At 71.8% G+C, this 12631-nt stretch carries 13 protein-coding genes and 1 tRNA gene; 8 read left to right on the plus strand and 6 right to left on the minus strand.

Annotated elements, in window-relative coordinates; translation table 11 throughout:
* The first annotated feature begins 26 nt into the window (after positions 1-26).
* A complete protein-coding gene (locus tag ACS5PV_RS03300) occupies positions 27-308 on the plus strand; it encodes a helix-turn-helix domain-containing protein (RefSeq protein WP_455393953.1) in 282 nt (93 codons plus the stop codon).
* Positions 309-449: 141 nt separating this feature from the next.
* Here the strand turns inward: ACS5PV_RS03300 and ACS5PV_RS03305 are convergent, their stop codons facing one another.
* Positions 450-1376, minus strand: coding sequence for a dihydrodipicolinate synthase family protein (locus ACS5PV_RS03305; RefSeq protein WP_455393954.1), 927 nt, complete (start codon positions 1374-1376; stop codon positions 450-452).
* Positions 1377-1561: 185 nt separating this feature from the next.
* Here ACS5PV_RS03305 and ACS5PV_RS03310 point away from each other — a divergent pair, with 185 nt between their 5' ends.
* From ACS5PV_RS03310 to ACS5PV_RS03330, 5 genes are all read left to right on the plus strand, one after another.
* Positions 1562-2410, plus strand: a complete 849-nt coding sequence (locus ACS5PV_RS03310; protein WP_455393955.1) for a D-amino-acid transaminase — start codon at positions 1562-1564, stop codon at positions 2408-2410.
* 72 nt (positions 2411-2482) lie between these two features.
* Complete coding sequence (locus ACS5PV_RS03315) at positions 2483-2845, plus strand: hypothetical protein (RefSeq protein ID WP_455393956.1); 363 nt, start codon at positions 2483-2485, stop codon at positions 2843-2845.
* A 165-nt stretch (positions 2846-3010) separates the two neighbouring features.
* On the plus strand, positions 3011-4303 hold the full coding sequence (locus tag ACS5PV_RS03320) for an adenylosuccinate synthase (RefSeq protein WP_455393957.1): 1293 nt from the start codon (positions 3011-3013) through the stop codon (positions 4301-4303).
* 71 nt (positions 4304-4374) lie between these two features.
* Positions 4375-5694 carry a histidine kinase gene (locus ACS5PV_RS03325; protein WP_455393958.1) on the plus strand — a complete coding sequence of 440 codons (1320 nt, stop codon included), beginning with the start codon at positions 4375-4377 and terminating at the stop codon, positions 5692-5694.
* A 65-nt stretch (positions 5695-5759) separates the two neighbouring features.
* The gene (locus ACS5PV_RS03330) at positions 5760-6692 is read left to right on the plus strand and encodes an AEC family transporter (protein WP_455393959.1); all 933 of its coding nucleotides are present in this window, start codon (positions 5760-5762) and stop codon (positions 6690-6692) included.
* 95 nt (positions 6693-6787) lie between these two features.
* On the opposite strand, the gene rpoH is transcribed toward ACS5PV_RS03330, so the two are convergent.
* Positions 6788-7678, minus strand: a complete 891-nt coding sequence (gene rpoH, locus ACS5PV_RS03335) for an RNA polymerase sigma factor RpoH (RefSeq protein ID WP_455393960.1) — start codon at positions 7676-7678, stop codon at positions 6788-6790.
* A gap of 283 nt (positions 7679-7961) precedes the next feature.
* Complete coding sequence (locus ACS5PV_RS03340) at positions 7962-8984, minus strand: RluA family pseudouridine synthase (protein ID WP_455393961.1); 1023 nt, start codon at positions 8982-8984, stop codon at positions 7962-7964.
* A 70-nt stretch (positions 8985-9054) separates the two neighbouring features.
* On the opposite strand from ACS5PV_RS03340, the gene ACS5PV_RS03345 reads away from it, so the two are divergent.
* Positions 9055-9130, plus strand: a tRNA-Glu gene (locus ACS5PV_RS03345).
* Positions 9131-9339: 209 nt separating this feature from the next.
* On the opposite strand, the gene ACS5PV_RS03350 is transcribed toward ACS5PV_RS03345, so the two are convergent.
* From ACS5PV_RS03350 to ACS5PV_RS03360, 3 genes are all read right to left on the minus strand, one after another.
* Entirely contained in the window at positions 9340-9636 is a 297-nt protein-coding gene (locus tag ACS5PV_RS03350; protein WP_455393962.1) for a hypothetical protein, read from the minus strand.
* 81 nt (positions 9637-9717) lie between these two features.
* Positions 9718-10398: a 3-oxo-tetronate 4-phosphate decarboxylase gene (gene otnC / locus ACS5PV_RS03355; RefSeq protein ID WP_455393963.1), complete on the minus strand. Its 681-nt coding sequence runs from the start codon at positions 10396-10398 to the stop codon at positions 9718-9720.
* Positions 10395-11441 (minus strand): LacI family DNA-binding transcriptional regulator, encoded by a 1047-nt coding sequence (locus tag ACS5PV_RS03360; protein ID WP_455394446.1) that lies wholly within the window; start codon positions 11439-11441, stop codon positions 10395-10397. The genes otnC and ACS5PV_RS03360 overlap by 4 nt, the downstream gene beginning before the upstream one ends.
* 52 nt (positions 11442-11493) lie before the next feature.
* On the opposite strand from ACS5PV_RS03360, the gene ltnD reads away from it, so the two are divergent.
* Complete coding sequence (gene ltnD / locus ACS5PV_RS03365) at positions 11494-12582, plus strand: L-threonate dehydrogenase (RefSeq protein ID WP_455393964.1); 1089 nt, start codon at positions 11494-11496, stop codon at positions 12580-12582.
* Positions 12583-12631: the final 49 nt, after the last annotated feature.

Genomic DNA, 12631 nt, shown 5'->3' on the forward strand with positions numbered 1-12631 from the left:
GCGCGATGGGACTGGCAGGCACACCGATGACCACCGAAGCCTTCGCGAGCGTCTTCGACGCGCTGACCGACGATCCGGTCGAGGCCGCGAACATGACTGCGCGCGCCGACCTGCTGCTCCAGATCCGCGAGCGGATTCGCAGTTGGGACTTGCCTCAGGAGCAGGCGGCAGCGCGAGTGGGTCTGACCCGGCTTCGGCTCAACGACTTGATGCGTGGCAAGCTGGACAAATTCTCGCTCGACGCCCTCGTGAACATCGCCACCGCTGCCGGCTTCGTGCTGCGCATCTCACTGGAAGATGCCGCCTGAGCGAGAGCGGACTGCCGGACCTGAATGACCGTTGGACGTGTCCCCGCGCTCCGCGTCACCCCGGGACTCGGCGAAGCCGAGAATCCGGAATGACGCGAAAGGTCCGGGGGCCCTTCTCTTAGCCCCGGCCGCCGCGCGACATCATACCCGCGCCCGCGGATCGTGCCGCCCCAACCGCTCCAGCAGGAAGTCCACTTCCGCCTTCGCCGTCGCCGACAACCCGGCCCCCGGCTTGCGCTGGGCGTCCGAGGCCAGGATGCCGCGGCGCATCATCACGTACTTGCGCACCGCGAGGCCGAGGCCCGGCTGCTGCTCGTAGCGCAGGAGCGGCAGGTGGGCATCGAAGATGTCGTGGGCGCGCTCGCGCTCGCCGGCCGCGCTCAGGCGCACGACGTCGACCAGCATCTCCGGGAAGGCGTAGCCGGTATTCGCGCCGTCCGCCCCGCGCTCGCACTCGAAGTCGAGAAACAGGCCGCCATTGCCGCACAGGATCGAGATCGGCCGCAGCGAGCCGTCGCGCTGGAAGGCGCGGAGAGCCGAGATCTTCTCCAGCCCCGGCCAGTCCTCGTGCTTGAGCATGACGCAGTTCGGGTTGTCGGTGACGATGCGGCGGATCACGCCGGGCGTCATCACCACGCTCAGGGTCAGCGGATAGTCCTGGATCACGAACGGCACGTCGGGGCCGATCACCTCGGCGGCCTGGGCGTAGTAGCCGACGATCTGGTCGTCAGTGCGCAGGGACGGCGGCGGCGCGATCATCACGGCGGCCGCGCCCGCATCCATCACCGCGCGGGTGAGCGAGCCCATCGCGGCAAAGCCCGGGGCCGAGACGCCGATGACGACCGGGAGCTTGGTGCGCCGGATCACCCGCGAGGCGACCGCCACGGCTTCCGCGCCGTCGAGCTTCGGGGCCTCGCCCATGATGCCGAGCACGGTGAGGCCGGTCGCGCCGATCTCGCCGTAGAAATCGGTCATCCGGTCGACCGAGGCCTCGTCGATGCGGCCGTCCGGGTGGAACGGGGTCGGGGCGATGGGGAAGACGCCCTTCGCGTCGGGGGTGAGCCGCATGTCGTGTCCTCTGGTGGTCGCCGGACGATAGGGCGTCGGCGCCGGCCCGCGCAACCACTGCGCGCGCACGCGCCACGCGGGGCGGGCCGGCCGGAATCGCGCTTGCGGCCGGGCTCCGGCTGGTGCTTCAAGAACGACGTGTTCGTGAACGGCCGCCCGATCGGCCCCGCGAGAGGAAGACCCGCATGTCCCGCATCGTCTACGTCAATGGCCGCTTCGTGCCCTTCGAGGAGGCGACGATCCCGATCATGGACCGCGGGTTCCTGTTCGCCGACGGCATCTACGAGGTGAGCGCGGTGCTGGACGGGCGCCTCGTCGACAACGAGGCCCACCTCGCCCGGCTCGACCGGTCGCTGGGCGAGATCGGCATCCGCAATCCGCATTCGATCGCCGAGTGGACGAAGCTCGAAGAGGAGCTGGTCACCCGCAACGCCCTCAAGGAGGGCCTCGTCTACATGGAGGTCACCCGCGGGGTGGCCGAGCGCGACTTCGCCTTCCCGCCCGAGGGCACGCCGCCGACCGTGGTGATGTTCACGCAAGCCAAGAACGTCTCGGCCAACCCGCTCGCCGAGCGCGGCGCCAAGATCATCACCGTCGAGGACCTGCGCTGGAAGCGCCGGGACATCAAGTCGGTGGCGCTGCTCGCCCAAGTGCTGGCCAAGCAACAGGCCGCCGCCGCCGGCGTCGCGGAAGCCTGGATGCACGAGGACGGCTTCGTGACCGAGGGCGGCTCCTCCACCGCCTTCATCATCACCGAGGATAACCGCATCGTCACCCGCCCGCTCTCGACGGCTTTGTTGCCCGGCATCACTCGCCGGGCGGTGATGCGGCTCGCCGAGGAGAACGGCCTGAGCGTGGAGGAGCGCGCCTTCACGGTCGAGGAGGCGCTTCAGGCGTCCGAGGCGTTCTTCACCTCGGCCTCCGCCTTCGTGATGCCGGTGGTCGAGATCGACGGCACCCGCGTCGGCGGCGGCCAGCCCGGCCCGATGACCCGGCGCCTGCGCGACCTCTACCTGGAGATGGCGGCCGGCTAAAGCCTAAGCGGGGCCGGAACTGACGGGTGCCGGCCCTGTTTCCCTCAGGAGAACCCTGATGGGAGAAACCGAATGTCCAAGCTGACGCGCGGCGGACTGGCCGTGCTGGCGATCGTCGCCGGCGCCACCGCCGCCTTCGCCCAGTCGCCCGAGGTGCCCCTGAAGGGGCGCGACCGCGACCCGAACCTGCCGCCCCTGAACCAGACCATCCCCGAGAAGGTGCGGCCCGGCGACGCGACCTCGAACGCCGACAAGTCCGACACCACCGGCTCGACGCTGAGCGATAAGCTCCAGCAGTCGGACGGCGTGATCAAGCCGCCGGCCACCGGCGCCCCCGACATGGCGGTGCGGCCGCCGGACCCGACTCCGAACTCGACCCCGGTGATCAAGCCGGGCGAGCTGCCGGGCCAGGGCCCGAACACCCAGGCCAAGTAAGGCGTTCGAGCAAGGCGTTCGAGAGGCTGCGCCCGGCCGTCGCTTGATTTCCCGGCCGGGATCGCCGAAGAGCGCACACGCGTGACACCATCCGCAGCCGATCAGCCCCGCGCCTTCCATGCGCCGGGGCTTTTCGCGCGGCGGGCAGGGACGGGTATTGTTGATATGGCGAACGTCGTCGTCGTGGGCGCCCAGTGGGGCGACGAGGGCAAGGGCAAGATCGTCGACTGGCTCTCCGAGCAGGCCGACGTCGTGGTGCGCTTCCAGGGCGGGCACAATGCCGGCCACACCCTCGTGATCGACGGCGTGACCTACAAGCTGTCGCTCCTGCCATCGGGCGTGGTGCGCGGCGGCACGCTCTCGGTCATCGGCAACGGCGTCGTGGTCGATCCCTGGCACCTCGTCGAGGAGATCGCCAAGATCGGCCAGCAGGGCGTGGCGATCACGCCGGAGAACCTGCGCATCGCCGACAACGCGACCCTGATCCTGCCGCTGCACCGCGAGCTCGACCACTTCCGCGAGACCTCGAACGCGGTGCTGAAGATCGGCACCACCAAGCGCGGCATCGGCCCGGCCTACGAGGACAAGGTCGGCCGCCGGGCGATCCGCGTCGTCGACCTCGCCGATGCCGAGATGCTCGACGCCAAGATCGGCCGGCTGCTCGCCCACCACAACGCCCTGCGCCGCGGCCTCGGCATCGACGAGATCGACGGCGCGGCGCTGAAGGCGGAGCTTCTCGCCATCGCCCCGAAGATCCTGCCCTTCGCCGACACGGTGTGGTCGCTCCTCGACGATGCCCGCCGCTCCGGCAAGCGCATCCTGTTCGAGGGCGCGCAGGGCGCGCTCCTCGACGTCGACCACGGCACCTACCCCTACGTGACGTCCTCGAACATCGTGGCGGCGCAGGCCGCGACGGGATCGGGCCTCGGCCCGGGCGCGATCGGCTACGTGCTCGGCATCGTCAAGGCCTACACCACCCGGGTCGGCGAGGGGCCGTTCCCGACGGAACTCACCGACGCGATCGGCGAGCGCATCGGCGAGCGCGGGCGCGAGTTCGGCGTCGTCACGGGCCGCAAGCGCCGCTGCGGCTGGTTCGACGCCGCCCTGGTGCGCCAGACCGTGCGGACGTCGGGCATCAACGGCATCGCGCTCACCAAGCTCGACATCCTCGACGGCTTCGAGACGATCCAGATCTGCACCGGCTACCGCCTCGACGGCCGGGAGATCGACCACCTGCCGGCGAGCCAGGCCGACCAGGCCCGGGTCGAGCCGATCTACGAGGCGTTCGAGGGCTGGAGCGAGACCACCGCCGGGGGCCGCTCCTGGGCCGACCTGCCGGCCCAGGCGATCAAGTACGTGCGCCGGATCGAGGAGCTGATCGGCGCGCCGGTGGCGCTGCTGTCGACCTCGCCGGAGCGCGACGACACCATCCTGGTCCACAACCCATTCGAGGATTGAGCGGAATCCAGAACGTACAGGCGGGCGAAGCTTGACGCCCGCTGCCCCGCACGACAAGGCATGCGGCGACCATGGCCGATTACTACCCCCTGCTCGCCCGCGCCCTCGAGGCCCTGCCCGACCGTTCGCCCGACCTGCGGCACACGGTCTACGAGCGCGCCCGCGCGGCGCTGATCGGCCAGCTCCGCTCCCTCGATCCGCCCCTGTCGGAGGCCGACATCGAGGCGGAGCGCGCCTCCCTCGACCGGGCGATCGCCCGGCTCGAGATCGAGCATGGCGGCGCTCCCGAACCGGGGCCCGCCCCGCCGGAGGCGGCGCCCGAGCCGCCGCCGGAACCGGTCAGGCCCCCTGAGCCGTCGCGCGCCGTCGCCCCCCCCGCCCCGCCCGACCCGCCGCCGCCCGAGGCGCCGGCCCCGCACCACGCCGACGCCCTGCCGGAGGCCGGCCCCCCGGTCGAGCTGAAGCCGCCGCCGGCGCGGGCGCGCACACCCGATCCCGCGGAGGAGCCGGCGAACCCCGAGGCGGGCGCCGCCCCCCCTCAGCGCCCCCGCCTCGACGTGGTGGCGCCGAAGCGCGACCGCTCGCGGCTGGTGCGCAACGGCATCGTGGCGGCGGTGCTGGCCGCGGTTGTCGGCGCTATCGCGGTCACGGCGTGGTCCCTGCGCGACAACCCCGCCGCCCTGCCGACGGGTTTCGCCGAGAACGGCCCCAACCGTCCGGCCGAGAACCAGGATTCGAAATTCGCCGACCGGGTCGGCGGCGAGCGGGCGCCCCCGGCGCCGGTACCCGCGCCGGCGGCCCCGGCCGCGCCGCAGGGCAGCACCCCGCGCCCGTCGCCGACGCCCGACATCGCGGTGGCGCAGCGCGGCACCCTCTACGAGGAGAACGGCCCCCAGGGCAGCGCCCCGAAGGCGACGCAGGCCCGGGTGGTCTGGCGCCTCGACGCCGTGAACGGCGGCCAGGGCCAGCCGCTCCAGACCGTGGTGCGGGCCACCGTCGACGTGCCCGACGCCGGCCTGAGCCTGGCGATGGTGCTGCGCCGCAACACCGACGCGACCCTGCCAGCCTCGCACATCCTCGAACTCACCTTCGCGCCCACCGACCCGAACCGCACCGTGCGCGACGTCGGCCTGATCCAGTTCAAGGACGACGAGACCGGCCGCGGCTCCCCGGTCTCCGGGCTGCCGGTGCCGGTGCGCGACAACCTGTTCCTGATCGGCCTCTCGAACCTCAAGGCCGACATCGAGCGCAACACCGACCTCCTGCTCAAGCGCAACTGGATCGACCTGCCGATCCGCTACGCCAACGGCAACCGTGCGATCCTGACCTTCGAGAAGGGCAATGCCGGGGAGAAGGTGATGCGGGAGGCGTTCGAGCAGTGGCAGCCGTGAGATGATCGGCGCCCGGCGGGCACCGTATCCCACCCGGGGGGCAACACCGCCTTGAATGCCAACCCATGACCAGCGCCGTGCTGCTGGCCCTCCTTCCCATCGTCCTCCTCACCGCCCTCGGCCTCACCCTGCGCCGCCGCCGCTTCCTGGCGGACGCCTTCTGGCCCCAGGCCGAGCGGCTGGGCTACTTCGTGCTGCTGCCGAGCCTGTTCTTCCACAGCCTGGCGACGGCGCATGTCGAGGCGGTGCCGGTCGGCGCGCTCGCGCTCACGCTGATCCTCTCGACGATCCTCGTCGCCGGCCTCGTCCTCGCCTTGCGGCCGCTGATCCGGGTCGACGGACCGGCCTTCACCTCGGTGTTCCAGGGCAGCGTGCGGTTCAACAACTACGTCGGCGTCACGCTCGCCGCCGGGCTGTTCGGCGCGAAAGGCATCGCGCTCGCGGCGATCTGCAATGCGGCGATCGTGCCGACGGTCAACGTCCTGTGCGTGCTGGTCTTCGCCCGCCACGGCGCGGCGCGGCTGACGCCGCTCGGCATCGTCCGGCAGCTCGCCACCAATCCGCTGATCGTGTCGTCGCTGGCGGGCCTCGCCGTCCAGCTCCTCGGCTGGGGTCTGCCGCCGGGGCTGGAGCCGGCGCTTCGCACCCTCGGCGCGGCCTCGCTGCCGATCGGCCTGCTCTGCGTCGGGGCGGCGCTCGAGTTCGAGGGCGCGCGACGCTGGATCCGGCCGGTCGCCTCGGCCTCGGTGATGAAGTTCCTGGCCATGCCGACGGCGACCGTGGCGGTGGCGCACGGCCTCGGGCTGCACGGGCCGGCGCTGACCACGGCCCTGCTGTTCCAGGTGCTGCCGACGGCCTCCTCGGCCTACATCCTCGCCCGCCAGCTCGGCGGCGATGCGCCGCTGATGGCCGGCATCACGGCGGTGCAGACCGTGCTGGCGCTGGCGGCGATGCCGCTCGTGCTGATCGGCCTCTCGCTCGTCGTGCCGATGGGGTGAGGGGCCGGCCTGCTTCAGTGTCTCTCACGAAACTCCCGGTCACCGGCGTCGCTCGATGGGGCGGCGCCAGCGCAGCGGGAGCTTCGTGAGGTGCACTAAGCCGGCACCCCCGCCCGCGGCGCCTCGCGGGTGGCGAGGTTGCGCTTGACCGCGTCCTGCACCTTCTCGAAGGCCCGCACCTCGATCTGCCGCACCCGCTCGCGCGAGACGCCGAACTCGCTCGACAGGTCCTCCAGCGTGATCGGGTCGTCGGCGAGCCGCCTTGCCTCGAAGATCCGGCGCTCGCGCGGGTTGAGCACGCCGAGCGCGTCCTTGAGCGCGGCGAGGCGGTTCTGCCCCTCCTCCTCGCGGGCGAGCACGGTCTCCTGGGTCGGGCTGTCGTCGACGAGCCAGTCCTGCCACTCACCCTCGCCCTCCTCGCGCAAGGGCGCGTTGAGCGAGGCGTCGCCGCCGAGCCGGCGGTTCATGTCGATCACGTCCTGCTCGGGCACGCCGAGGCGCGTGGCGATCTGCTTGACCTGGTCGGGGCGCAGGTCGCCCTCGTCGAGGGCGGAGATGCGGCCCTTGGCCTTGCGCAGGTTGAAGAACAGCTTCTTCTGGTTCGCGGTGGTGCCCATCTTCACGAGCGACCACGAGCGCAGGATGTATTCTTGAATCGCCGCCTTGATCCACCACATCGCGTAGGTGGCGAGGCGGAAGCCCTTGTCGGGGTCGAAGCGCTTGACGGCCTGCATCAGGCCGACATTGCCCTCGGACACCACCTCGCCGATCGGCAGGCCGTAGCCGCGATAGCCCATGGCGATCTTGGCCACGAGCCGCAGGTGTGAGGTCACGAGCTTGTGGGCGGCGTCGCGATCGCCATGCTCGCGCCAGCTCTTGGCCAGCATGTACTCCTGCGTCGGTTCCAGCATCGGAAACCGGCGTATCTCGTCGAGGTAGCGCGACAGGCCCCCTTCGTTGGCGAGCACGGGAAGTGCAGCAGCCATTCCAACCTCCTAGAAGCTCCCCTTGAAGACTGGGCGAGCACGAACGACCTCCCGTTGGCCGGCCGTTCGATCTGCCACCATAGCAGAGAGCGCTCCGGCCGGGTAGCGACGGGTGTCGCGACTAACGCGTGAGGCGGCGTTTTGTGTTGCCGTGGCGGTTCGCCGCGTGCGGTGCCACACTGCCGCAGAGGGACTGCGCGCGGGGCGACCTCGCGCGCGATCCCCTGCCCCTCGTTCATGAGACGTGCGGGGCAAGGGTTTTCGTCCCGCCGGCGTCCTCGGCTCAGGGCGTCAGCGCCGCGATGAGCCGCGCCATGTCGGCCGGCGGCGGGCTCTCGAAGCGCAACGACTCGCCGGTGCGAGGGTGGCGGAAGCCGAGGAGCGCGGCGTGCAGGGCCTGCCGCCCGAGAGCGTCGAGCGCCTGCCGGGCCTCCGGCTCCAGGCGATTCGCCTTGGTGCGGAAGACGCCCCCGTAGGTCGCATCCCCGAGGAGCGGGTGGCCGCGATGGGCGAGGTGCACGCGGATCTGGTGGGTGCGCCCGGTCTCGAGCCGGCAGCGCACCAGCCCGACCGGCTCCCGCTCCCCGAGCGCGGCCTCGGTGCGGTAATGGGTGATCGCGTGGCGGCCGCGGCCCTCGCGCACCACCGCGATCTTCTCCCGGTTGCGCTCCGAGCGGGCGAGCGCGGCGTCGATCGTGCCGGTCGCGGGATCGGGCAGGCCCCAGACCAGGGCCAGGTAGGCCCGCTCCAGCGGCCCGGTGCGACCGTGATCGGCGAATTGCGCCGAGAGGTCCTGATGGGCGAGATCGGTCTTGGCCACCACCATCAGGCCGGTCGTGTCCTTGTCGAGGCGGTGGACGATGCCCGGCCGCGCGACCCCGCCGATGCCCGACAGGCTGGCGCCGCAATGGGCGAGCAGCGCGTTGACCAGCGTGCCGCTGTCGTTGCCGGCGCCCGGATGGACCACGAGCCCCGCCGGCTTGTCGATGACGATCACGTCGTCGTCCTCGTGGACGACCGCGAGGTCGCGCGCCTCCGGCTCCGGCTCGGCCGGGCGCGGCGGCGGTACCGTCACGGCGACGCGCTGGCCGCCCGCGACCTTGGCGGAGGGATCGCCGACGGGGGCATCCTCCAGGGTCACCTGGCCCTCGCGGATCAGCGCCTGGAGGCGGCTGCGCGACAAATCCGGCCACAGACGCGCCAGGGCCCGGTCCAGGCGCTCGCTCCCCTCCCCTTCCGGGATCACGCCCTCGCGCCGGTCAGCCTCGCTCAACCCCACCACTCCTGCCGCCTTTCTCGAAAACATCGCCGGCATACGATTTCGGGCTTGTGCCCGTCCAGGCCCGTCGCTATACCGCCGCCATCCCGCCGGGCCAGCTCCCATCGTCTAGCGGTCTAGGACGTCGCCCTCTCACGGCGAAAACAGGGGTTCGAGTCCCCTTGGGAGCGCCACCGGCCGGAGATTATCTCAGCCAACATCGGTTATACGAGTCCAGTGCTTCGCGAGAGGCGGGCTCGTCTTCGGTCTCCGCGGCGATCTGGATCTGGTCGTCGCGCCTCGCCGAACGGGGCTCGCGCGTCATCCCTGCAAGCGCTCGAAGCGGAACGGCCGGTGCCGGCCCTCGAAGGCCCGCAGATCTACCGTCCATAGGCCGCCGTCGTCACCCTGCAGGGTGGTGGGACGAACAGCAGATCCGCTCCGCCTCGGCATGGCCGCGGAACTCGATCTCGTCGAGCCACCACGGCTCGTCGGCACCGCAGACCCTGATCCTGTCCACGAACGCATCCAGATAGGCCGCCGCTTCGTCCCGCAGGGAGGGGAGCGCCTGTCGCACCGCCTCGGCGATTTTCGCCTGCGCCCGATTCGCCTCGCCGTTCTCGTCGTCCAGGTAGACGCGGACGTGGCCGATCCGCCCGACCCAGCCGTCGACGCCCATGCGCGTGAAGCCCCAGGTCACGGTGTCGCCTTCGAGCCGGTCATCCCCAGACTCTCCCCACGATGTCGTGCGCATCTCGCGCCGGAGTTACCAGTCCGGCCCTCAATGGTCGTGCCCGTGCTCCGGCAGGCTCAACCCGAAATGGCTCACCAGATCCTGCACCTGCGCCGGGGTGAGGTGGCGCGGGTTGAGGTTGCGCAGGAGCAGGTAGAGCTTCGCCGTCTCCTCCAGCTCCTCGGTGGCGAAGACCGCCGCTTCGAGGTCGTCGCCGGCGACCACCGGGCCGTGGTTGGCCAGCAGCACCGAGGAATATCGGCCGGCGAGTCCCCGGATCGCGTCCGCCACCGCCGGGTCGCCGGGGCGGAAGTACGGCACCAGGGCCACCGCGCCGGCCCGCATCAGGCTGTAGGGGGTGAGCGGCGGCAGCACGGCGCGGGGGTCGATCTCGGGCAGCATCGAGACCGCGACGGCGTGGGTGGAGTGGAGGTGGACGATCGCCCGCGCCGACGCCCGGCTGTCGTAGAGGGCGCCGTGGAGCGGGATCTCCTTGGTGGGCTTGTCGCCCGACAGGAGCTGTCCGTCGCGGTCGAGGCGGGAGATGCGGGCGGGGTCGAGGAAGCCGAGCGAGGCGTTGGTCGGGGTCACCAGCCAGCCGCCGTCGTCGAGGCGGAGCGAGATGTTGCCCGACGAGCCCGGCGTCAGGCCGCGCTCGAACAGCGAGCGGCCGAAGCGGCAGATCGCCTCGCGCAAGGCGGATTCGCTCTTCGTCGATACGTCCGTCACGCCGTCGCTCCCTCGATCAGCTCGAAGCCGAGATCCACCACCGTCGCCGGGCTCCCCGTGCAGAGGAGCCGGGCCGCCGTCGCGCCGGCCTCGACCCGCGGGGTGCGGATGGTAGCGAGCGGCTGCGGCATCAGCCGGCCGACATCGAGGCCGTTATAGCCGAACAGCGCCAGCCGCTCCGGCACCGTCAGGCCGTGGGCGAGGCAGTGGAAGTAGCCGCCGAGCGCCATGTCGTCGTTCGAGAAATAGGCCGCGTCGAGATCCGGCACCCGGGCGAGCAGGGCCGCGAGCCCCTGCCGGCCGGCCTCGACGGAGGACGGGCTCGCCACCCGCTCCTCGGCCGCGAGCGCGAGGCCGGCGGCGCTCAACCCCTCGCGAAAGCCGGCGTAGCGCTTGGCGGCGCGCCTGTCCTTGGTCAGATCGTGGCCGATATAGCCGATGCGGCGGTAGCCGCGCCCGGCGAGGTGGCGGGCGCTCGCCTCGCCGGCGGCGCGGTTGGAATAGCCGACCACGATGTCGAGCCCCGGCCCGTCGACGTCGAGGAGCTCGGCCACCCGCACGCCGCTGGCGATGAGCCGCCGCCGGGTGCCCGGATTGTGCTCGAGCCCGGTGACGATCAGCCCGGCCGGGCGCCAGCTCAGGAGCGAGCCGACCACCGCCTCCTCCTTGTCCTGGTCGTAATCGGTGACCGCGATGACCGACTGGAAGCCCTCCTGCTCCAGGGCCGCGGTCGCCCCGCGCAGCAGGTCGGGAAAGACGATGTTGGTGAGCGAGGGGATGACGATGCCGATCAGCCGCGAGCCGGTGGAGGCCAGCGTTCCGGCGATGCGGTTCGGCACGTAGCCGAGGCGCGCCACCGCTGCCTCGACCCGGGCCCGGGTCTTCTCCGAGAACGAGCCGTGGCTGCGCAGGACCCGCGACACCGTGCTCTCGCCGACCCGCGCCTCGCGGGCGACGTCCGCCAGCGTGATCGGGCGCCGGCCGATCCCGTCGCGCCCATCGTCCTCGTCGGCCGCGAAGGCCTCGTTGCCCCCCTCGTCCATCCGCCCTCCGTCGTCGCCCGGCACCTTGTCACGGCGGCTCGGGGGCGCCACGATGTCATGGTTCCCGGGCCGGCTCAACGGACCCTTGGTTCGGATTGGCAGCGCTGCCAAATCGGTGCTAGGACTCGGGGCGACGGCGCGGCGTCAGATCGCGCGGGTATTCGGATCGCGCAGGCGGTCCGCAACGGGTCGTCGCACGACCCGCAAGGGAGGATTCGGCATGAGCGACACACCCGCCCGCGTCGCGGTGATCGGCCTCGGCTCGATGGGCTACGGCATGGCGCAGGCCCTGCGCCGGGCCGGCCTCGAGGTCGCCGGCAGCGACGTCGCCCCCGACAACGTGGCGCGCTTTTCCGCCGAGGGCGGCCGCGGCGCCGCGAGCGCGGCGGAGGCGGCGCGGGATGCGGGCATCGTGGTCTGCGTCGTCGTCAACGCCGCCCAGACCGAGGCGGTGCTGTTCGGGGACGGCGGCGTCGCCGAGGCGATGCCGTCCGGCGCGGTGTTCGTCTCCTGCGCCACGATGGATCCGGAGGTCGCCCGCCGCCTCGCCGCCCGGCTCGAGGCCACCGGCCGGCACTACCTCGACGCGCCGATCAGCGGCGGCGCCCAGCGCGCGGCACAGGGCGAGCTGACGATCCTGGCTTCGGGCAGCGCGGCCGCCTTCGCGCAGGCGAGACCCGCCCTCGACGCCATGGCGGCCAAGCTCTACGAGCTGGGCGATGCCGCCGGCCAGGGCGCGGCGTTCAAGATGATCAACCAGCTGCTCGCCGGCGTGCACATCGCCGCGGCGAGCGAGGCGATGGCCTTCGCGGCCCGCCAGGGGCTCGACCTGCGGAAGGTCTACGAGGTCATCACGGCGTCCGCCGGCAATTCCTGGATGTTCGAGAACCGGATGCCGCACGTCCTCGACGGCGATTACACCCCTCGCAGCGCCGTCGACATCTTCGTCAAGGATCTCGGCATCGTGCAGGACATGGCCCGCACCCAGAAGTTCCCGGTCCCGGTGGCGGCCGCGGCCCTCCAGATGTTCCTGATGGCCGCCGGCGCCGGCATGGGCCGGGACGACGACGCCTCGGTGGCGCGGATCTACGCGCAGGTGACCGGGACGGCGCTGCCGGGTGGGAAGGGATCGGCGTCTTGATTGTCACCCGACCGGATTGAAGTCCTCGGTATCATCCCGGGGCTCGGCG

It is taken from the genome of Methylobacterium sp. Gmos1 (genome assembly GCF_053764715.1).